Source organism: Streptomyces sp. MNU76 (assembly GCF_020982545.1).
In the GTDB taxonomy this organism is placed as follows: domain Bacteria; phylum Actinomycetota; class Actinomycetes; order Streptomycetales; family Streptomycetaceae; genus Streptomyces.
Genome location: NZ_JAJKLK010000001.1, coordinates 802,238 through 823,789, shown reverse-complemented (window position 1 = coordinate 823,789; position 21,552 = coordinate 802,238). Strand labels below are relative to the sequence as shown.

Here is a 21,552-nt window from a genome sequence, read left to right as displayed (position 1 = left end):
AGGCGTAGGGGTGCACGGCACGGGGATCGCGCAGCGCGTTGTCCGCGGCGTCGTGCAATCGCTGCGGGTCGTCGAGCAGGTCGATGAGACGGATACCGGGTGGGAGGGCGTGGACAAGATCGTCGGCGTCGAGTACACCGACGCGGTCGCCCTCGCTTTCGGTGTAGGTGACGAAGCGCATGATCACTTTCCGGTCTGCTGGTGTTCCGGAGCCGCCTGGAGCTCTGACGACATGCGGGCAATGAGGCCCCAGCCTTCCGGCGGGGTGCCGGGCAGGGGGCGCCCGGCGTCGGCGAGCCGGCCGAGGACTGTTTCGGCTGAGGCGTCCGCTCGTGCGAGCAGGGCCGGAAGGTCAGTGCCGGTGAGTCGGCCGTCGCGCTTGGCGAAGCAGCCGGCGACCAGGACGTGGAGGACGTCGGCGGGGGTGGTCTGGAAGACGAGGGTGCCGGCCGGGTCGAGGTGCGGGTGCTGGGACATGCCGGACCCGCCGGTCACGATGATGTCGGCCTGCTTGCCGGGGGTGAGGCTGCCGATGCGGTGATCGAGTCCTATCGCCTCGGCCGCGTTGACGGTGGTCCAGGCCAGTGCCTCCTGCGCGGTGATGGTCACCGTGGTGGGGTCCCCGCCGGTGAGGTTGAGGTCTTCGGTGTCGGCCCAACGTTGGAAGGCCAGGCCCATGCGGGTCTGGGTGAACAGGTCGCCGGTGTTGAGGGAGACGATGTCGCAGGACAGGGTCGGTTTGATGCCGTGCCGGCGGGCGGCTGCGAAGGCGGGGCGGCCCATGCCCATGTTGAGTTCGGTCTCCACCGAGATCGACAGCTTGGCGCCGTGGTCGGCCAGCAGGCGCCACTCCTCGTCGGTGAGGGTGTTGCAGTGCACGTGGACCTGGTCCGGTCCGAGCAGGCCCGCCGCGGCGAGTTCGCGCACGCCGCTCGGCAGTGACCACACGCAGCCGGTGTGCGTGACGATCAGCGCGTCGCGTTCGCGGGCGGCGGCGATCTCGGCGCGGGTGGTGTCGAACGGCAGCGTGCCGTACTCGGTGAGCGCCACCCCGAGGGTCAGCAGCGCGTCCCGGCTCGGGAAGTGGGTGTCGGCGACGCGCCGGAAGTCCGCGAGGCGCAAGGCGTGGTCGGTGAAGTGCGGCGGCTGGAGCGGGTTCGACTCGAAGAAGCCGTAGCCGAACACCGCGCGGATTCCCGCGTCCCGCAGTCCGGTGATCGCGGCATCGGCGTGCTCGGGCGTGTTGTTGCAGTGCGAGAAGTCCAGGATCGTGGTGACGCCGGAGTTCAGGGCGTCCAGGGCGCCGAGGTGATTGCCCAGGTGGACGTCCTCGGCGAGGTAGGCCGGTGAGGCGCCGAGCCGGATGCCGAACAGGTAGTCCGCCAGGGTCCAGTCGGCGCACAGGGCGCGCAGTTGCGTCTGCCAGGTGTGCCGGTGGGTGTCGATCATGCCGGGCGCCACGATGTGCCCCGTGACGTCCACCGTCTCCGCCTCGTCGACGGAGAGGTCCGGTGCCACCGCGGCGATCGCACCGTCCTCGATCAACACGTCACCTCGGGGCAGGTTCCCCAGCTGCGGATCCATGGTGAGGACGGTGCCGCCGCGCAGCACAACGCGATGCCGAGCCATGATGATGACTCCTTCGTCATCCGAGCCACAGAGGCAGTGCCTCCCGTGGACTCACCTCACCAGAGGAGGAGGCCGGGGATCATCAGCCGAAATGGTTGCGAACCGGCCGTGACCGAGGGGTTGACGGCTCGACCTCCGCTGACGTAGACGGAAGCACCGGCCTGCACGGGCGGTACGGAGCGGGAGGCACGGAGGCACAGGGATGGACATCCGGGCGCTCCGCTACGCGGTGACACTGGCGGAGGAACTGCACTTCGGCAGGGCCGCGCAGCGGCACTACATCAGCCCCCAGCCCTTCGGCCGCCACATCCAGCGGCTGGAACGGGAACTGGGCACCCAGCTCTTCGAACGCACCAGCCGCCGCGTGGCGCTCACCCCGGAGGGAGAGCGGCTGATCGCCGAAGCCCGGACTCTGCTCGACACCGTGGACTCCCTCACCGAACAAAACCGCCACCGCATCGCCGACGAAAAGCTCCTCACGCTGGGCGTCTTGGGATTCGGACTCGCCGAACGCTGGACGGACCTGACTGCGGCGGTGCACGGACACGATCCCAAAATCGCCTTCTCCTACGCCGAACTGGACCTGACCGACCAGTACGAAGCGGTCCGCAGCCATCGGGTCGACGTGGGCATCGTCCAGTACGTCGGCCCCGTCGACGGGCTCGTCTTCGAACACGCCCTGACCATGCCCCGGGTCGTGGTCGTCCCCGCCCGCTCCCCTCTCGCCGACGCCGACCGTCTGACCGAGGCCGACCTCAGTGACAGCCCATGGCTGCCCACCGCCCTCGCCCATCCCGCGCTCGAAGCCTGGTCCGGCCCCGCCGCCGACGGGTCCCACAGCCGTGGCGCCCTGCGCAACCCCGCCGCGATACCGGGAGCCGTGGCGACAACCGGCCGCATAGCCCTGCACGCCGAGGCCGCCGGCCGCTTCTACCCACACCCGGACGTCCGGTTCGTCCCGCTCGACGGACCGCCCGTGGAGATCGCCGTCGCCACCCGCGCCACCGACGACCGGCACGCCATCGCCGCCGTCCGCCACGCCACGCGCCTTCTCGACAGAGTTCCGTGAGTCAGCCAGGGAAATCCGCAGGGTTGTTCCGTCGGCGCATCCCGGCGCGGGCTTTCGGCGCTGCCGCTCGCCTCTCTGACGCCACAGGCGAAGAACCAGGCGGTTCGCGCCTTCCATGGTCTGCCTGCCGCCCGCTCAGAGATTCCAGCGATGTCCACCGGCGGATCGGCGAGGTTCCTGCGGAGCGTCTGCAGCCCTGCGCGAGCTGAGTCGAGCGATGCGGTCGAGGCCCCGGTGGCCCGATGGTGATCGCTTGTGTCGGGGCTCCCGTCGCCATGACCAGCAGGCCGGCTTCGCGGTTCAGATCCCACGCGAGCGGGCCTATTCGTCACTGGGCCCAGCACCGGCCGTCGCGAAGCGTTCAGCGGCCCGTGGGGGCGCCTCGTGGTGCCGCGTACGAACGACGACTTGTCGGTAACTCCCGCGGCAGCCACGGAGTGATCGACCTTCCGCTGTCCGTTCCTGATCCCTGTGTCCCATCAGCGTCCCAACTCGGGAGCTCACCAGCCGGACAAACAGCCCGCCAAGGCATGCACGAGCCCACGGACCCATCCATCGGTGCAGGTCAAAGGGGTGTCAACCATCGCGCAGCGAACCGTCATTGAAGTCGCGAGCAGCGGATTCAGTCCGTTGGCCCAAAGTCCTGAATCCGCACGCCCGCTGAGACGTTTCCGCAGGTCACAGACCTGAATGGTGGGGCGGGTGGGACTCGAACCCACGGCCGACGGATTATGAGTCCTTTGGGGATCTTGGCGGTCCTTGCCGATCAACGCTCATCTTTGACGCTTTCCGTGGTCAGACGCGCTGATCAGTGTCAGGCCTGTGCTCCGACCAGCCCATCCCGCTCACCTATGCCTGTGGCCCCCTCCTCGCAGCAACGCGGCTGGACAAGGACGAGCTGCTGCCGCCGGACACCACGGTCTGGCTGCACCGCGACTGACGGACCCGTGACAGGGTTCGGCGCCCGACGTCCGCCCGCGCCCCAGACCCCCAGTGTCCACCAGGGCCTGTCCGGTGTTCCTCCCCGCCCACCGGGTGGGCCCTGGTCCAACCGCGCAAGGCGAAACTCACAGCTCCGCCGCCGCGACGGTGCTCCGGCACGAGCACCAAGTCAATCGTCCGCACCGGCTCGTCCGGACAAAGCAGCACATCGCACAACTCGAGCAAGGCGCGACCGAGCCTGCAGCGGAGATGATGCGGTCGTGCCCTCCGGGGAGTTCGACGAACCTCCAGTCGGCTCGGCTTCGCGCATAGGCGGCGTACGGTTCGACACCGGGGAACGCGGCATGGCGTACGGCGTTGCCGACGAGTTCGCTGACCAGGAGTTCGGTGTGGTGACGAGGTCGTCCGAGCCCCACGACGCCAGTTTCTCGCGGACGTATTCGCGTGCCTGCCCTGCCGCCCGGGGATCGCTGGGAAGACTGCATGTCGCCACGTCATCGGGAGCGGTGGGCCGGGTATGGGCGATGAGCAGGACCGCCTCGTCGTCGGTCTGCCCTACGCCGCCGGATCTTCCCGCTGTGCGCGGCCAGAGCGGTGGACTCGGCGAAGTCCGGCTCTCCCTACGTTGCTTGCGGGCGCGCGGGCGACAGGGACGCCCGAGGCAGCATCCGTGTTCCTGTGTCGGGTCACCCGGTGAGGCGCGCCCCAGACGACCATACGTGGCGGGATACTTCCCCCATGAGCCCTTCCCCTGCCTCGCCGATGCCGGGACGCAGGGGCGCGCACTTTCGCGTGCTCGTCGTCTGCACGGGAAATCTGCACCGCTCCCCACTGGCCGAGCGCCTGCTGACGGCCCGGCTCGCCGCGTCTCCAGAAACATCGGAGAGTTTCCGGGTGAGCAGCGCCGGCACCGCAGCCATGGCGGGAACGCCCATGGACCCGGCGGCGGCAACCCTCCTCGTCGAGTTGGGCGGGGATCCCTGCGGCGCGCTCGCTCGCCGACTGACCGCAGCACTGGTGGAGGACGCCGACCTGGTGCTGGGGGCTGCCACGGAGCACCGCGAGGCGGCCGTGCGGCTGTCTCCGCTGTGGGCCTTGCAGCGGGCTTTCACCTTGCGTGAGTTCGGCCGGTTGCTGAGTCCGGAGGACGCCGCGGGTGCGACGGACCCTGCCGAGCGAGCCACAGCGCTGGTCAGGGGCGCCGCGGCACGGCGTGGAACTGACGGCAACGGTGCGGACGACGATGACGTGGCTGATCCCTACGGTGCCCCCATGCGGGTGGCCCGGGAGACCGCGGCACGCATCGCCGAGCCGGTGGAGCGGATCGCCGCAGCTGTACTGGGCCTGCCCCTTGACGGTGAGCACCTCACGCTCGAATCCCGAGCCTGAGGGATCCCCGGGGCGGCAGGGCGGCAGGAAGCCAAGAGCGAGGAACAAGCCGAGCAGTCAGTCACCACACGCCGGGTACGGCCGCACCGTGGCCCGCAAGGGCCGCACCATCGGCTGGCGCAGCAGCAACGGAGGACGGCTTGAGGGGCTCTCCAGCAGGCGCAATTCCAGGGTGCGGGTGGAACCTGCGGGCAGCTCCAGGTCAAGGGTGTAGACCGGGTGACCGCGCTCGGCAGCTTGGTTCACCATAGCCGGTCGCCCGTCCAGAGCCGCCTTGGCCAGCCTCGCCCCCTTACTCGCGTAGTACGAAACCAGCAGACGGTTGTCGCCGGGCCGGGTCCGGTAAGAAGGGGCGTCCACTCGCTGGGTGACATACAGGGGGAGTCCCGAGGCCGGTGCTCTGTTGGTGAGGTCCACGGTCACGGTGACCTCACGACCGGCTGCGACGCACCGGCCAGGAGCCCACTCCAGACGCCGGTCCAGGTAGTAGTCCAGCTTGGTGCCGGCCGCGTTGTTGACGACCAGTCCGGCGAACGGGTCGGCGGAGTCGGGCAAGGTGCCGCCGAACGGGCGTCGCCGGAGTTCACGCTGCTCGGACGGGTGAGCACTCCACATCTTGACCCGTCCCGACCTCAGCTGCCCGCTCAGGGCGGCGAACAACGCGGTCCGTCGCGGCGGATCGTTCGCAACCCCCAGCAGCCTCCCCGCGACGGCGCGAGCCACGTTGAGGAAGAATGCCTTGCGCTCCCGAGTGTCCGCGTAGGCCGCGTAGCTGCTGCGCTCGGTGAGATCCACGACATTGGCAGCGGTGACCGCGGTACCGTCGGGCAGACGGGCGGGACCGGATGCGGTGAGCAGCCCTGCCAGGGCACTGGGATCGAGGGCGAAGGCGCCGTCCACCTTCTGACCTGTGTGATTCTCCCATGCGGCCGTCCAGATGCGGGCGGCGTACGGGAAGTGCGGACTGAGGTTGGAGTTGACCCAGGTAGTAGTGGGGGCGTTGTGCCCGTGCAACGCGGCGTACTCGTCGCCCAGGTCGACTGACGCGACGGCGTCCGCCATCTCCGTGTCGTTGCCGAAGTATTCGAACGCCAGACGGCCCCGGTCCGCGGTGAGGACCGCGAACGCTCCGGGCAGCCCGCCGGTGCCACGCACCTCGGCCGTGTTCTCGAACACCACCACATACCGCCGTGGGCTCCGCTCTCCCAGCATCGACGGCAGCACACGCGCCGCCGCGGCGGCGTCGCCCGTGGCAGGGACGATCCGGTCGAGTTTCTGGGCAAGCTGGGCTCGGGCCCCGTCGACGGCGGGCAGCCAGGTATCGCTAGGCAACTCGTGGACCTCGCGACGCACATCGGAGGCGCTGCGCGAGGCCTGATCGAGGGCCGGAGCGGCGCGGCGGAGCGCGGGGAGACTCAGGTGACCACCGTCTTTTGCCGTGTCGGCTGTGAGTTGGGCGGCGGTGTCCGCCAGCGGGGAGAGCACCTCGCGGGTCAACCGCTCAGCAGCCTCCGCGGCCCCGCGCACGGTGCGGACGGGACCACCGAGGATAGGCACGTGCGCGGCGGAGTACCAGGCCGGACCGGTGGTGAGACTGTGTGCTCGCGCAGCATGTGCGGCGGCTGCGCGCACGGCGGCGTCGGGCTTCTGCTTCACCGGCACGCCACCTCCCGCGGACACTTCCGCGAGGGAACCTGCTGCAATCTGTTGCCGCAGCGAGTTCAAGGCCTGTTGAGAGGCCAGCAGCTCGTCATGGGCGAGCAGGCCGGTGACGACGATCCACCCGGCGCCGGCCAGAGGCAGGCCCGCGAGGGCGGCCACGAGCAGCCCGGCACGACGGTGACGGAGCCATCGGACCAGGCTGTCGGCATTGTACGGCTCGGTGGTTTTCCTGAGGCGCGGCATTCGCATGCTGCAGGCCGGCTCAGCCCTGTTCGGTGCGAGTGTGACGGCGCCGTACGACCGTGACCGCCTTGACGGCGATGGCGGCCAGCCCGGCAGCCCCGCCCGCCAGCGCCCAGTTCGTACCCGAGCCGGTCTCCGCCGGCACCGTGCTGCCACTCACCTGACTGGCCGCGTCGTAGCCGGCCGGAGCAAGGTCTCCCTGCTGACTCGCCGTCCCGACGGAGCCGGGCTGCTCCTCGGCGGCACCGGTTCTCAGGGCGAGGGTCTTTCCGTTGCCGGCGACCTTGACGGTGCCGGGTCGACCTTCGGCGCCATCTTCCAGGGGGAGGCTCGCCCCGTCCGCGCTTCGCTCCCCGGGGCCGTGCCCGTTCCCGTACTCATTCCCGGGCCCGTTCCCGTACTCATTCCCGGGCCCGTTCTTTGCCGTCACCGTCACGGGTGCGGAGACGCTTCCCGACTCCTCGCCGGTGAGCGTGAACAGGTAGGGTCCTGGAGGAGTCTTTTTGGGCACCTGGAAGCACCCGGACACCGTGCCCCTCGCGTCGGCCCGGTAGGTCGCGTCCCGCTCCTTGCACTTGTCCCCGCCGCCTTCACCGTCCCCGCTGCGGGGCGATCCGCTGAGGGTGGTCGAGGACTGCGGGACGAGCGCTGCGGTGACCACCTCGCCGGGCTCGAACCCCTCTGCGACGAAGTAAATCACTCCACCCGCGGGCACCGTGGCAGTGTTCAGCTCCGGTGGGTAGGGCTGGTAGACACTCGCGGGCGCATCGGCATACGCGGCCTGCGCGTTCGCCAGCGGTACGGCGGCAACGAAAGTGGCGGCTGTGGCAGCCAGGGCGGCCCGCCACTGCGAGGACTTGATCATCTTGCACCAATCTCCCAGCTGATCTCGTGTCCGGATGGCGGCGCCGCCGACAAATACCAACATCCTTCTATATGTCTACATCCACTCCGAGGCTAACGCGACACGCCTCAAGTTCCCCCCGATGGCGCACTCCCAAGATCCGCGCGACCACACCGACTGTTGCGGCGGCGGCTCGGCACCGGCGGTGTCAGTACGCGCCGTCGCCGCGCAGTACGACCGGTAGCGTCCTCGCGAGGATGACCAGGTCCTTCCGGATCGACCAGGTGTCGACGTATTCCAGGTCCAGGCGCAGGGCGTCCTCCCATGCGAGGTCGGACCGGCCGCTGATCTGCCACAAGCCGGTGAGCCCCGGCCGGACCAGCAGGCGGCGCCGGGCCTCCCCGGCGAACACCGAGTCCTCGACCGGCAACGGCCGAGGACCGACCAACGACATATGCCCCATCAGCACGTTGAGCAGCTGCGGCAACTCGTCCAGGGAGTAGCGACGCAGCCAACGCCCCACAGGGGTGACACGGGGGTCCTCACGAATCTTGAACAGCTGCCCGCCGGCTTCGTTTCGGTCGGCCAGCGCCACCCGCAATCCCTCGGAGCCGACCTGCATGGTGCGCAGCTTGAGAAGCTTGAACTCCTTGCCGCGCCAACCCGTGCGCCACTGACGGAACAGTGCGGGCCCCGGAGTGTCGGCCCTCACGGCGATGACGGCCGCCAGAAGCACCGGCGCCGCCAGCACGAGCAGCGCTACGGCCCCCACCATGTCGATGGTCCGCTTGGCCGCCCGCCCCGCCCATCGCCGCCAACGGCACGCGTTTGACCAGCGGCGAGCCGTCTCCGCAGCGGGTGCCGACATTCCGCGCCCCCTTCTCTTAGTGCGACGGACGAGTGAAAGGTGCGCCACCGCGAGGTGTTTCCACTCACTTATCGTCTTATTTAACTCACATCTGGCTAATAGATAGAAACACGACATGTGCCTGATTTTCGACAATGACACTGCGACTTGCCCCGTCCACCAGCTTGGGCGGGGCCTACCGAGAGGACCCTCATGCGAGCGGTAGTGACGGGTGGGGCCGGGTTCGTCGGCTCCCACCTGTGTGAGCGACTGCTCCACGCGGGCCACGACGTGGTCTGCGTGGACAACTTCATGACATCCAGCGTCGACAACATCGAACATCTCATGGGCGAGCGACACTTCCGGTTCTGCCGCTGGGACGTCACCCAAGGGCTGGACGTGCCGGGGCCGGTGGACGCTGTCCTCCACCTGGCCTCCCCCGCCTCACCCGTGGACTACCTGAGACTGCCCCTGGAGACACTCCGTGTGGGCTCGGCCGGAACCTGGCACGCCCTGGACCTGGCCGCCGCGAAGCATGCTCGATTCCTGCTGACCTCCACCTCCGAGTCGTACGGCGACCCCCTGATCCACCCTCAACCAGAGAGCTACTGGGGCCATGTCAACCCGGTCGGTCCACGGTCGGTGTACGACGAAGCGAAACGCTTCGGCGAGGCACTGACCATGGCGTACCGCAGGAGCCGCGGCGTCGACGCCAAGATCGTGCGCATCTTCAACACCTTCGGCCCGCGGATGCGCCTGGACGACGGTCGGGCCATCCCCACCTTCATTCGCCAGGCACTGCGCGGAGAGCCGATCACCGTCACCGGCGACGGGAGTCAGACCCGGTCCCTGTGCTATGTCGATGATGTGGTCGACGGGTTGATGCGGATGCTCGCCAGCAGCCATGGAGGGCCGGTCAACCTGGGCAATCCACACGAGGTCTCCATGCTCGAACTGGCCCAGTGGATCAGCAAACTCACCCAGTCCAGCTCCGACGTCACGCTGGTCCCCCGTCCTGAGGACGATCCAAAAAAGCGGCGCCCGGACATCACCTTGGCCCGCGACCTCCTGGGATGGGAGCCCACGACCCCGGTGGAGCGCGGCCTGTGCGACACCATCACCGACTTCCGACGCCGTCTGCCCTTCTCCGAGTTCGCCGAGCGCGACAACCGACCCACCGCACTCCCGCTGAGCACCGAAGCCGCTTCCTCATGACCGCCCCACCAAGCTCACGAACGACAGGACCGACGTCGCCCGCTCCCGTGGTCGAGTGCCTGGGGGTGCCCATCACCGCGCACACCCGCGAGAGCGCGGCCCGCCACGTCGTGCGCCTCGCCCATCGGATCCACGCGGCACGCCATGGGGACACCGGCGGACCGGACGCCCTCGGTGTCCCTCTCGGCAGTGATGTCCATCTGTCCAACGCGTACACGCTCGCCCTCGCGGACCGGGACCCCGAGCTGCACGGCATTCTGCGCTCGGCCTCTCTCAACCTCCCCGACGGACAGCCTGTCGTATGGGCCAACCAACTGCTCCACCGTGGTGCCACCCTGCCGAGCACCCGCGTCTACGGCCCCGACCTCCTGCTGGACGTCTTCGCCCTGACCCAGCACACCGAACTGAACCACTACCTACTGGGCTCCACGCCCCAGGTGCTGGACGCGCTGCACCGGGAACTGCGAAAGCGTTGTCCGGGGACGCGGATCGTCGGCACCAGTTCCCCGCCCTTCCGGCCGTTGTCCCACGAGGAACTGCGGCAACAGCTGGAGGACATCCGTTGCGTCGCAGCGGACATCGTCTGGGTGGGCCTCGGCACCCCCAAGCAGGATCGCTGGGCCGCCGACCTGTGTGCCGCACTTCCCGTGGTGGCCGTGGCCGTGGGCGCCGCCTTCGACTTCATCGCCGGCGCCAAGCGGCAGGCACCGCCATGGATACAGCGCAGCGGGCTGGAATGGCTGTTCCGACTGGGCAGCGAGCCGCGTCGGTTGTGGCGGCGCTATGTGTTCGGCAACGCGCGTTTCGTGCGCGGCGTGGTACGCCAGGCGAGCCGTCCACTGCGAACCGGCGGCGCTGCGGTGCACCCGGCGGCCGATTGCCTGAATTCGGGCCAACTCATCGGCCAGGAACGCGAGATTCCTGATGAGGTTCCTGGGGTACGGCCATGACGATCACTCCGGCGAAACCGTCTATGCGGGAGCTGCGAGAGCGTGAGCTCCGAATCCGGCAAGAGTACGCAAAGGGCTCCCCGCATATCCGCCACCACACGATGCGTGACCGGCTGATCGGAAACCTGCGTGCCCTGGTGCAAGGGGTCATCGACCGGAATGGGCAATGCCGAGTGCTCGAACCGGGAGACAGGCACAGCAACTTCACCGATCATCTTGTGGCTGCACGAGCTCAGGTCATGTTGGCCGAGATGAGCGAACCGAGCGTCCGCTCTCTCCAGAGCCGATTCCGGCGCAATCCGAATGTCACCGTGCCGTACGACAAGGACGGCACCTCGCTCTGCCGAGCCGGGCCCGTCGACGCCGTCGTGCGCGTCTCCGTCCTGCGCCACCCGGACCGCCTGGGCACTGTCGAGCAGCTCATCGACCAAGTCGTTCCCGGCGGCGCGTTCCTGAGCGCCCAGGTTCCCCTGGCGTATCCCTGCCGCTCCCGGCTGTCCATGAGTCCGGACCGCAACGCGTACCTCCTCGGGCGAGGCTACGGCCGTGCCGCCCGCCTGCGCCGGCGGCGCGGCATCTACGACGAGGCCGGCGAGGCCGACACGGTCGAGTACCACGTCGTCCGCGACGGCGCGGACGAGGAGGCCCTGCGCGACCTGCTCGACCCGGCCTTCCAGGACGTGGAGGTCAAGCTTCACCACCGGTCCGCCCGATCGGGACTGCTGCAGGCCGCCGGAGAACGGTTCTTCCCGACGACGGCCTTCGCACTCGTCGCCGGGAACCGCCGGTGACACGGTCATCACGCTTGTTCAACGACACGGATGCCGAGGAAGGCCGAGTGAACGAGACAGCTCACCTCCGGGCCGAGGGTCCGCCCGGGCGTCCCGCAACCTACCGAGTGGCGCTGGTGCACAGCTTCTACTCCTCGCTCCAGCCCAGCGGCGAGAACACCGTCGTGCTCGACCAGGCGGAGGCGCTGCGCGTCGCCGGGCACGAGGTGACCATCGTCGCCGCGCACACCGACGCGTTGCAGGCTGAGCCGGGGTACACCCTGCGGGCTGCGATCCGAGTCACGACCGGCCACGGTCGGTCGCCCCTGGCGGAACTGGAGCGACTGGCCCCTGATGTCGTTCACGTACATAACCTCTTCCCCAACTTCGGCACCAGCTGGCTGGAGCGCTGGCCTGGCGCCCTCGTCGCCACGGTGCACAACTACCGTCCGGCCTGCGCGGCCGGGACGCTCTTCCGTGACGGGAGGATGTGCACCGCATGTCCCGACGGAGAGCGGTGGGCGGGACTGCGGCACAGTTGCTACCGGAGCGCGCGCAGAGCGACGTTCCCCCTTGCGTGGGCCGGTAGAAGAGGTCCGGCAGCCCATCCCGTACTGCGTCGGGCCAACCGGCTGGTGGTGCTCTCCGAGTACAGCCGCGCCTTCTACCTTCGCTTCGGGCTGCCGACGGAGAAATTCGCTCTGGTACCGAATTTCGTCGACGCCGCACGAGCCGTGCGCTCCCGGGACGCCTTGGAAGAACCGGGAGCGGGCAGCCGCTGGGTCTTTGCGGGCCGGCTGAGCGAGGAGAAGGGCATCATCCCGCTACTGGAACACTGGCCGGCGAGCGAACGGCTGGACGTGATCGGGTCCGGACCGTTGGAGTGGGCTTGCAGGGAAGCCCTGCCCAAGGGCGGTCGAATCCTTGGCGCGCTCCCCCGTGAGCAGCTCCTGGGCCGACTGCCCCACTACACGGGACTGATCTTCCCAAGTGTCTGCCCCGAAATGGCACCTGTCATCTATCAGGAGGCCATGGCCGCGGGGGTGCCGGTGCTTGCCCTGAGCGGGTCAGCCGCGGCAGACAGTGTGCTTCGTGACGGTACGGGCGCGGTCTACCGGGGCGCCGGCGATTTGCCGCACGCGCTCACAGCGGCTCGCGACCTCTTTCCCGCACTGCGTGAGCACTGCCGGGAAGTACACGCCGAGCGGTACGCCGCAGCGTCGTGGACAGCCGCCATGGCTGCCGTCTACGAGAGCGCGGTGCAGCAGGCCGCGCATCGCCGGTCCCGAGGTGCCGGCACACCCTCGTCGCACTGACGCGGCGGCCTGGGCCCCACTCCGGCTCTCTTGACCGGCACTCGCCATCCGAGCGTGTCTCAGCGTGTCAATGTGCGGACGACAGGCTCGTCAAAAATAGGGTGGGCGCGGGCTCATCTCCGGTTATCGAGCCGCTTTGCGAGCGGGCATGGACAGGGAGAACCCATTGACAATCGGACGACCCACGATCGACATTCTCACGCCGAGTATGAACTATCGCCAATATATCGAGGACGCGGTGGTCTCGGTCGCACGTCAGTGCTACCCCGGTCTCAGACACATCGTGCAGGACGGGGCGTCCACTGACGGATCGGCGCAACTGCTGGAGGATCTTTCGCGACGGCACCCCCAGCTGGATCACAGGAGCATTCCCGATCGCGGGCAATCCGACGCGATGAACCGGGCTGCGGCCCGTGCCACGTCGGACTGGCTCGGCTGGCTCAACGCCGACGAATTCTACCTCCCGGACGCCGTCGCGGTGGTAGCCGACGTGATCGCCGCCGAACCGGAAACCGATGTGGTCTTCGGGGACTGCGTATTCGTGGATGCGCATGGCAGGTACCTGAGGCTCCTCCCCGCGCACCGCTTCTCGCACTTCACCTTGAGTAAGTACGGTTGCTTCATTCCGTCCTGCGCCACTTTCGTGCGCCGTCGCCGCTTGACGCAGACGTCTTGGGACCCACGGCTGCGCAGGGTCATGGACTGGAATCTGTGGCTCTCGCTGGCGGCCGACGGAGCACGTTTTCGCTACCTGCCCCGCCCGTTGGCGGCATATCGGGTGCATGACGCTCAAGTCACGCAACAACCCGCCGAGAGGTACCAGGCCGAGTTCGATCTCATGTCGTCGGTACACGGCCTGCCCAGAACAAAGCTAGCGCGACGCACCTCCCGTCTTGTGGGCATGTCGGTGCACGCCGCCCAGAAGGTGGCGAGCCATGGATACACCAGGCAGTTGCGGGCCAATCGATTGGCCCGGAGCGAAGATCTTCGCTGGTGGTTGAACGAAAGTGCCCTACGTCGCGCCAAACAGCTGGTGGACGTACGGGTTTCCTCTTGAGAGGAAACCGAAATTCCCACTGTGACCGACAAGAAGAGGGTCCTGCATGATGCGTTCAGGCTGGAGCGGCTATGAAACCAAGTTCGTCGACGAGGAACGGGTGGAACGTTACAATCGCCAGTACGACGAGGGTAGCTACGACGACCATGTGTGGCGTCTTGAAAGGCCTGTCCTCCTGGACGTGCTTCGGAGTGAGCGGGCACGTCGCGGATGCCTCAGGGTTCTCGACTTCGCCTGTGGAACCGGCCGCATTCTGCGAGGACTGGCAGGCGTGGCGGACGAGCTGACGGGCGTTGACATCTCGGCGGAGATGGCCAAGCACGCGGCCGAGGCCAGCCCCGAAGCACTCATCAGGACCGGTTGCGTACTCACCGAGAACCTGCTGGCAGGCCCGTACGATGCCGTCACTGTCTTTCGATTTCTTCTGAATGCGCCTGAAGAGGTCAGGGTGCCTGTTCTCCGCAAGATCAGGCAGCACATGGAGCCAGGTGCTCTCCTCATCCTGAACAACCATGGGCACTGTCCCAGTCTGCGGTCCATCGCCGTACGCGTGCCCAAGAGCAGGCCGGAGCGCCCGAACGAGCTGCGGCACAGGGACATCATCGAACTTCTGCACGCATCCGGATTCCGGGTCGAATCCCGCCGCGGCTTCTCGGCCTTCCCTCCCGTCCTGCACCGGAATCTGCCTGCTGCGGCTCTGAGAAGGGCCGATGCGGTCGCATGCAGGCCGCCTCTGCAGAGGATCACCGGAGGACTGATGGTCGAGCAGCTCTACATGGCGAGGGCTGTGAGATGACGAAGGTGGACGTTTCGCAGTTCACCTGGCAGCGCGGGCTGTTGCGCGCCGGCCCACTGGGCCGGCGTATCGAGTTGCGGAGCACGGGCGGACGACACGGCACGGCAGCCGCGCGCGTCATCGATCGGCCCTTGCGACCTGTCGGCCGTGCGGCCGCCCTCTTCGACCAGCTCATGATGCGCATGCAGATCGGGCCCAAGGTCGAAAATCCGCTGGCCTTCGCGGACACCTTCCTCCACGCGTTGCCCAAGGACGTCGACGGCATGGCCTTCATGCACTCGTCCACGCCGGGAAGATGCGTTGCCGCCCTCTCTGCTTCTGGCCGCCCTCGCTATGTGCTCAAGGTTGGCAACGGCGATGACCGGCGTCTCCAGAACGAAGGGGAAGTCCTCACAGAACTCCCCTCGATGGGGCTTCCGTTCAAGATCCCCGAACTCCTCTTCGCGGACTTCGTGGGGGACCACTTCGTGGTGATGAGTCGGGCCTGGTCGAACTGCCGCCAGGCGGGACTGCTCTCCCGCGACGAGCTGCTGGACATCACGGCGGCACTCGGCAGACCGGGCAACGGCACGTGCTCGTTGAGGCACGGCGACTTGGCGCCCTGGAACATCCTCAGAACTCCCCAAGGGCTGGGCATCGTCGATTGGGAGTGCGCGTCACTGGCCCAGCGTCCCTTGCGGGACGTCATTCACTACCTCGTCCAGGCGGGTGGGCACCTCCGATGGATCAAGGCGAGGGCTGTGGTCCGTGAACTGACCGAACCGCAGGGGACCTTGGCGCAGCTTGCCACGCGTATCGGCTGCCCTCAGCCAGAGGTCGACCAAGCACTCCGGTCCTACTTCGCTTCGGCCCCCGCGGCGAGCATCCGACGGGTAGGCGAATTCCGCGACCACGTCGCCTCGAAGCTGGGCCTCAAGGTCACCTGACTCCACGCGCCCGCGGGACACCCGTGTGGACGCCCGAGGAATCCGTCAACGGCTCCGCCGAGGCATCGGGACGGCGTTTCGATGCCGGCACTACGCTGCCCTGCCACGACGACTGAAGACCCTGCGATGACAGGGGACGGTCACACACAGAAAGTGGGCACCGGCGGAGGCGAGCACAGGTCCTGCGGGTCCCATGAAGTAGGCCAGCGGAATCGACACCGCCAGGTTGACGACGGCCATGAGGACGGCACGCACAGCCTGGAAGCGGAGACCTGCCGGATCCGAGAACCACATCGCCACGGGGTAGTTCACCGCGTGGGTGAGGAGCAAGGCGGAAAAGGCAGCCATCAGCCCCGGCCCGACGGCAGCACGGTCGTGCAGCATCCAACTCGCCACAGTCGGGCCGGCGGTCACCAGCAGGACACTGATCACTAAGCCGCCCGCGGTGAAATACGCCGTGAGTTGCAGCAGTTGGCGACGCGGTGCCTGCGGGGAGGTACGACGATGCCTACTGAACATTCGCCACAGCGGCAGCGCCGCCGCTGCAACGAGCGCGGAGGCAGGAGCGTAGAGCTGGGCTCCCGCCGAATAGACGGCCACGGCGACAGGGGGCGCGACACTGCTGAGGACAAGGCGATCCGCACCATAGGCGACGGCGGAGGTCACCTTGATCACAGCCATAGGTCCTGCCAGTTGCATGATTCGGGTGCCTGGTGAGCGACGAAGCGGAAAGAGCACGACACGGAGCAAGCGCAGCCTCAGCATGCGGCCGGCCAGCAACAGGCTGGCCGCTCCGGCGGCACACTGTCCGACGAGCACAGATGCGACGAAGACCGCCGGAGGCGCGTCATACGCGGCACCGAGCAGTACGACGGTCAATGCGAGCAGCGTGCCGGCCCCTTGCAGCAGCACGGCGAAGTGATAGCGGCCCAGGCCCGCGAGCACCGATCCGCCCAGGCTGAGAGGCAGGCTGCAGCCGAACAGCACGGCAACGACGGCGATGCAGGGGGCGACATCCGCTCCGGACGCGCTGTCGAGCAGTGAGTCGGTCGCTCCCGAGGCGGCCGTCAGGACTCCGCACACGGCAATGGCTGAGCCTGCACACAGAAGTGTCCGGGCGCCCGCGGTGATGGTGCGGAGCATGTGCTCGCGGTCACGGCTGGAGAAGGCGTCGATCACGGCGGCTCCGACCCCGAGGTCGCAGACCGCGAGCAGGGTCGGCAACGTACTGACCAGGGCGACGAGCGCATAGCCGGCAATTCCGAGAGTCTCGACCACACTGCGCGCCGACAGCAGGGTGGCGGCTCCCCCCAGAACGAGCACAACGGCCTTTGCGGCTAACGATCTCAGGACGGCCTGTAGAGAGGGCCTGGATCCGACTGCGGACACGTCGGGGGCCTCGGTCTCCGAGCTTTCACGGGGCGATGAGCTCATCGATGTCACTTCCTGTGGCCGGTCACCGCTGATGTACAGCCCGTGCAGTCGGCTCCATGGGGAGGGGAGGAGCCGACTCGGCCACCACTGCCAGGGATCCGGCGCCCTCCGGAGGGGCTTCGATGAGGCGCCGCCCTCGGTATGGGACTGACGGGGCCACGTGAGCTGTTCTCGCCAAAGAGCGTCGCCGCCGATGGCTGCGAGCCAGGAGTACTCCCCCGGCCCAGAAGAAGGGGACTGCGCCGAACGGAGACTCCAACACAACGCCCAGCATCGCGATGACGAACAAGGACATCACCACGAGCACACACATGAACGTGAGTTCGTCCGGCTGATGTCGTGCCCACAGCTCCCTGATCGCGGCGGCGAGGACTGTGGCCAGAAGCGCGACGATCACGGTCAGTCCGAGGAGACCGAGCCGCGCAAAAACGGTCAGGAGGTAGTTGTGCGGGGAACGTACTCCCTGGTAGGTCTGCGAACCCAGCGCCACATCTGCATCCGCGTCCTTCAGAAAGTCGGGTCCGAAGCCGACACCGATCATTACCCGGGCCGGGTCGGCGAGCGTGAATCTGATGACCCTTTCCCACGCCACCTTCCTTGCGTTCGAGGTCCCTTCGGCACTGACGGCGAGCGTCTGAGAGGCTGCTGTCCGGTCCACAGTCGCGATCAGGCGCTGAGCGGCCGGGCTGCTCGGAAGCAGCACCATCAGCAGGATCACCGCCGACACACCGAGAGCCACCGTGCGAACCGAAGCCCTGGCGTTCCTGTTGGCACCGCCAGCCATAGCGGCCACGACGCAGATGCCGCAGGCAAGCAGACCTGCTCTGGAGTGCATGGTGAGAGCCAGAGCGACTGAGGCTCCGGCCAGCGATGCACTCATCCAGGTCCCCTCCTTGCGGCGGAACCGAAGGATCGACACTCCCGCCAGGATGCCGAGCAACGCTGTGTCGAGATCCGATCTCACTTCCGGGGTCGGACCGCTCCAGGACTCGCTGAGCGCCGATGAGAGGTCGGGCACCAGAACTACGCACGCCACCCAGCACAAGTGGATCACCAGTGCACCGTGGACAAGCCGGGCCGTCCGCCGCCGGTCGGGCTCACTCGCAAGGAGATATCCCCTTGCCGAGAGGTAGGCGACGGCCACATAGACGAAAGGCGCCGCGTCGCGTGCGATCAGTAGCGCCTCCCCCTCGGACGAGATGACGCGAACCAGCGTGGCGAGAACCACCAGTCCGACCAGGACACCGGGCCCCTGGTTGCTACCCGAGTGGTGCTTGACCAGGAGGCGGGAACACACCGTGTGCAGAACGGCGGCAGCCAGCAGTACGTCGGCGATGTAGACGGGACCAATCGCGATATGGGATACCCAGCGTCCCCCGGCCAGGAGCAAAATGACGGCCATAGTGCCTGCGATCGCGTGACGTGTACGCCGGGAAGCCGATGAGAATGGCCGACTCGCAGGAAGGGTGTGGGCCGCTGAGGCATTCGCCTCCTCGGCGTCGACGGGAGCCGCCCTGACAGTCACGCTCACTCCCTACCGGTTGCGGCTCTGCCGGGTGCTCTGCTCAGCCATGCGAGCCGACACCGCAAGCCAGCATGACCGGTACCCCTGGTGCCGTCGGCGGCCCGGTGTGCAGCGACTGCGCTCACCGGCTGCCCGCACGGCACAGTGGCACACCGTCGTCCATGCTCCGCACGGCATCCAGCGCTGCCATCCTGTCGGCGAGGGTCGGAGCCGCCAGCAGTACGCAGCCGCGACGTGCGCCGGTTTCCTCGCCCGATGGACAGTTCGGCCAGAAGACCTTGTACTCCCCGACCGCATTGCCCAGGTACTCGACCGACAGCTGTGTCTCCGCGTATGTGTCGAACCCATAGCCGGGGTCATCGGGAACCTTGAAGTCGTCGATCAGGATCAACGAGTCCGTCCAACTGTCGGTGATGACGGCCACCTCTTCGCGGAGGGGCAGATCATCTTCCCAGTGGGCGTCGAGATAGAAGAGAACGCGGGACTTCGGGAACGAGGAGTTCTCGCGAAGTCCCTGGAGCGCCTTCCTGGAGTCCGACTTGATCACTCTGATGTCCGAGACGTTCCGGAAGCGTCGAGCTGCCAGACGAGCGAAGGCAGGCTCTTTCTCCACCGTGTACACGGGACGTCCGGAAACGTGCCACAGGAATTGCGTGGTGGCACCGCGGTAGGTTCCGGATTCGAAGACGGCCTGTGGCTGGAGCTCCTGAAGCAGGGAGCGGAACATCTCCTGACGGAAGCGCTGCCCGTTCAGGGCCGGCCATGCCGGGTAGAGCCATGGGTGCATCCTGCGAATTCCCGCAATCGGCTTGCGGATGAATCCCAGCAGAGGGACGGTGGCCGTTCGGGTCGTCTGCTCGCTTTGGTGGATTGTCATGGGATGCGCTACTCCCTCGCTCATTCTCTGCGTCATGGGCTGCGGACCGATTGGTTTGGGGTGTGGGACTCACCTGGGTTCGGAGAAGGGCTGGCACCGTCGCTTCCTCGCAACCAGCGATTTGGGAAGCCCGGCGAAGCGTTCGATCCAGATGCGGGAGGCGGGGAAGTAGGACCGCATCTCAGTCACCGACAGAAGCTCGACTTCCTGAACATGACGGAGCGCTTGCGCGCGTCCGGTGCGGGGGACGTGTCCGAACGGCCAGTGCTGGGAGACAGCGATACGAGCCCGGACCGGAAACCACTGGAGGCCGGGGAACAGCCAGTGCGGTTCGACAGGGAAGTACCGGTAGGGAGTCTGTACCCAGTGGTGGGTCCCGTGGCGGTGCACCGCTTCGGCGAACCGCTGCCGCCGGTAGTGGCCGCCGACGTGTTCAAGGACGGAGTTCGAGTAAACGAGGTCGAATCGCTCGGCCGACAAGTGGGCCGGCAGGAAGAGATCGCACGCGTCTCCCACGACCGGGATGACGCCGGGCTCTGCCTGCCGGGCGGTGTGCGGGTCGAGATTCACCGTCACCACATGCGCCAGCCGGACGGGTGCGCTGCGCCATGAAGCTGGGGTCCCGCCGAGATCCAGAACGCGCATCTCGGCCAGGTCGGGAAAGCAACGCAGCAGTTCGTGCCAGCGTTTGGCGCGAGCCGAGTGGGCGAGGGATCCGGGCCTTGAGGGGTCGGCGATCCTCGTCCGCATGCTGCTTCCTCGCTGCCCGCGTCTCCATGTGGCGATGCCGGTCACACGGGGTTCCTCTCTCCGGCAGTACCGGGGGCGGGCGCATCGTGGCAGAGCCTTTCCATCCGCAGCATCGGGGCGGGCGCGGGCAGGCTGTCCAGCGCGGAAGGCGCAGGTTCATGCGCCGCGATTTCGGCATCGACCATGAGACGGGCCAGCTCAGGGGCGCGGACTGTCGGGCGCCATCCGAGGACCCGCTCGGCTTTCGTGGCATCACCGACCAGGTCGTCGACCTCGGTGGGCCTCAGATAACGCTCGTCGAACCGCACGTGGTCCTGCCAGTCAAGACCGACATGGGCGAAACAGTGTTCAACGAAGTCGCGCACGCTGTGGCTGGCGCCGGTGGCGACCACATAGTCATCCGGTTCCGCCTGTTGCAGCATCAGCCACATCGCCTCGACGTACTCGGCCGCGTACCCCCAGTCCCGTCGGGCGTCGAGATTGCCGAGGTAGACGACGTCCTGCAGGCCCGCCTTGATGCGTGCGGCGGCCATGGCCACCTTGCGTGTGACGAAGGTGGGGCCACGGCGAGGGGACTCGTGGTTGAACAGAATGCCGTTGACCGCGTACATCCCGTACGCCTCGCGGTAGTTGCGGGTCGCCCAGTAGGCGTAGACCTTGGCGACACCGTAGGGAGAGCGAGGGTGGAAGGGCGTGTCCTCGTGTTGAGGCGGCGGGGAGGCTCCGAACATCTCCGAGCTGGAGGCCTGGTAGAAGCGGCAGGGAAGGCCCGTCGTCCTGATGGCCTCCAGCAGCCGCGTCGTTCCGAGCGCAGTGCTGTCACCCGTGAACTCCGGTTCGTCGAAGGAGACCCGGACGTGGGACTGGGCCGCCAGGTGGTAGACCTCGTCCGGCTGGACCTGCTCCAGGAGGCCGGCGATCCGGGTGCCGTCGGTGAGATCGCCGTAATGGAGGAACATGCGCGCCTCGGGATCGTGCGGATCCCGGTAGAGATGGTCGATGCGCTGCGTGTTGAAGGTCGAGGCGCGACGGACCATTCCGTGCACCACATAGCCCTTCTGCAGCAGCAGCTCCGCGAGGTAGGAGCCGTCCTGGCCGGTGATGCCGGTGATGAGCGCCTTCTTGACAGTCACATGCACTCCTTGCTGCAGGGTGACGCAGATGAGCGGAACACGCCTCGTACGGTAGCCAAACCGGTTAATTCGCCTATATAGCGACCACAGCCATCTTTACTTGACTTAATGCATATGCCTCTCATTTCACCATTGGTGTCGTACGGTGAGGGCGGCACTCTCACTTGATCCGATCAGG

Annotated in this window: 18 protein-coding genes and 1 pseudogene; 10 read left to right on the top strand and 9 right to left on the bottom strand. The window is 67.5% G+C overall.

Annotated features, from left to right (window positions below; all coding sequences use genetic code 11):
- Positions 1-183: 183 nt before the first annotated feature.
- The gene (locus tag E4N62_RS03570; protein WP_230211879.1) at positions 184-1,629 is read right to left on the bottom strand and encodes an amidohydrolase family protein; all 1,446 of its coding nucleotides are present in this window, start codon (positions 1,627-1,629) and stop codon (positions 184-186) included.
- A gap of 202 nt (positions 1,630-1,831) precedes the next feature.
- Between E4N62_RS03570 and E4N62_RS03565 the strand changes: the two genes are divergently transcribed.
- From E4N62_RS03565 to E4N62_RS03555, 3 genes are all read left to right on the top strand, one after another.
- A complete protein-coding gene (locus E4N62_RS03565; protein WP_230211878.1) occupies positions 1,832-2,698 on the top strand; it encodes a LysR family transcriptional regulator in 867 nt (288 codons plus the stop codon).
- Between the two features lie 811 nt (positions 2,699-3,509).
- Positions 3,510-3,638: a hypothetical protein gene (locus E4N62_RS47810; protein WP_268268915.1), complete on the top strand. Its 129-nt coding sequence runs from the start codon at positions 3,510-3,512 to the stop codon at positions 3,636-3,638.
- A 740-nt stretch (positions 3,639-4,378) separates the two neighbouring features.
- A complete protein-coding gene (locus tag E4N62_RS03555; protein ID WP_230211877.1) occupies positions 4,379-5,029 on the top strand; it encodes a low molecular weight phosphatase family protein in 651 nt (216 codons plus the stop codon).
- 57 nt (positions 5,030-5,086) lie between these two features.
- Here the strand turns inward: E4N62_RS03555 and E4N62_RS03550 are convergent, their stop codons facing one another.
- From E4N62_RS03550 to E4N62_RS03540, 3 genes and pseudogenes are all read right to left on the bottom strand, one after another.
- Entirely contained in the window at positions 5,087-6,940 is a 1,854-nt protein-coding gene (locus tag E4N62_RS03550) for a DUF4012 domain-containing protein (protein WP_230211876.1), read from the bottom strand.
- Between the two features lie 13 nt (positions 6,941-6,953).
- Positions 6,954-7,799 (bottom strand): hypothetical protein, encoded by an 846-nt coding sequence (locus E4N62_RS03545; protein WP_230211875.1) that lies wholly within the window; start codon positions 7,797-7,799, stop codon positions 6,954-6,956.
- A gap of 187 nt (positions 7,800-7,986) precedes the next feature.
- A pseudogene (locus E4N62_RS03540) lies at positions 7,987-8,577 on the bottom strand (sugar transferase); the annotation flags it as partial.
- Positions 8,578-8,838: 261 nt separating this feature from the next.
- Here E4N62_RS03540 and E4N62_RS03535 point away from each other — a divergent pair.
- The 7 genes from E4N62_RS03535 (at position 8,839) to E4N62_RS03505 (ending at position 15,655) form a co-directional block, all read left to right on the top strand.
- On the top strand, positions 8,839-9,840 hold the full coding sequence (locus tag E4N62_RS03535; RefSeq protein ID WP_230211874.1) for a UDP-glucuronic acid decarboxylase family protein: 1,002 nt from the start codon (positions 8,839-8,841) through the stop codon (positions 9,838-9,840).
- 47 nt (positions 9,841-9,887) lie between these two features.
- Entirely contained in the window at positions 9,888-10,790 is a 903-nt protein-coding gene (locus E4N62_RS03530) for a WecB/TagA/CpsF family glycosyltransferase (protein WP_230211873.1), read from the top strand.
- A gap of 251 nt (positions 10,791-11,041) precedes the next feature.
- Positions 11,042-11,581 (top strand): SAM-dependent methyltransferase, encoded by a 540-nt coding sequence (locus E4N62_RS03525; protein ID WP_230211872.1) that lies wholly within the window; start codon positions 11,042-11,044, stop codon positions 11,579-11,581.
- A gap of 47 nt (positions 11,582-11,628) precedes the next feature.
- Positions 11,629-12,876: a glycosyltransferase family 4 protein gene (locus E4N62_RS03520; protein ID WP_230211871.1), complete on the top strand. Its 1,248-nt coding sequence runs from the start codon at positions 11,629-11,631 to the stop codon at positions 12,874-12,876.
- Between the two features lie 148 nt (positions 12,877-13,024).
- The gene (locus E4N62_RS03515; protein WP_268268912.1) at positions 13,025-13,933 is read left to right on the top strand and encodes a glycosyltransferase family 2 protein; all 909 of its coding nucleotides are present in this window, start codon (positions 13,025-13,027) and stop codon (positions 13,931-13,933) included.
- A gap of 46 nt (positions 13,934-13,979) precedes the next feature.
- Positions 13,980-14,729, top strand: coding sequence for a class I SAM-dependent methyltransferase (locus tag E4N62_RS03510; protein ID WP_230211869.1), 750 nt, complete (start codon positions 13,980-13,982; stop codon positions 14,727-14,729).
- Positions 14,726-15,655 (top strand): phosphotransferase, encoded by a 930-nt coding sequence (locus E4N62_RS03505; protein WP_220649046.1) that lies wholly within the window; start codon positions 14,726-14,728, stop codon positions 15,653-15,655. The genes E4N62_RS03510 and E4N62_RS03505 overlap by 4 nt, the downstream gene beginning before the upstream one ends.
- A 90-nt stretch (positions 15,656-15,745) precedes the next feature.
- Here the strand turns inward: E4N62_RS03505 and E4N62_RS03500 are convergent, their stop codons facing one another.
- From E4N62_RS03500 to gmd, 5 genes are all read right to left on the bottom strand, one after another.
- On the bottom strand, positions 15,746-16,978 hold the full coding sequence (locus E4N62_RS03500) for a lipopolysaccharide biosynthesis protein (RefSeq protein ID WP_230211868.1): 1,233 nt from the start codon (positions 16,976-16,978) through the stop codon (positions 15,746-15,748).
- A gap of 133 nt (positions 16,979-17,111) precedes the next feature.
- Positions 17,112-18,491 (bottom strand): O-antigen ligase, encoded by a 1,380-nt coding sequence (locus tag E4N62_RS03495; RefSeq protein WP_220649044.1) that lies wholly within the window; start codon positions 18,489-18,491, stop codon positions 17,112-17,114.
- A 244-nt stretch (positions 18,492-18,735) separates the two neighbouring features.
- Complete coding sequence (locus tag E4N62_RS03490; protein ID WP_220649043.1) at positions 18,736-19,491, bottom strand: hypothetical protein; 756 nt, start codon at positions 19,489-19,491, stop codon at positions 18,736-18,738.
- A gap of 69 nt (positions 19,492-19,560) precedes the next feature.
- Positions 19,561-20,241 (bottom strand): cyclopropane-fatty-acyl-phospholipid synthase family protein, encoded by a 681-nt coding sequence (locus tag E4N62_RS03485; RefSeq protein WP_230211867.1) that lies wholly within the window; start codon positions 20,239-20,241, stop codon positions 19,561-19,563.
- A gap of 41 nt (positions 20,242-20,282) precedes the next feature.
- Positions 20,283-21,374 (bottom strand): GDP-mannose 4,6-dehydratase, encoded by a 1,092-nt coding sequence (gene gmd / locus E4N62_RS03480; RefSeq protein ID WP_230211866.1) that lies wholly within the window; start codon positions 21,372-21,374, stop codon positions 20,283-20,285.
- Positions 21,375-21,552 lie beyond the last annotated feature (178 nt).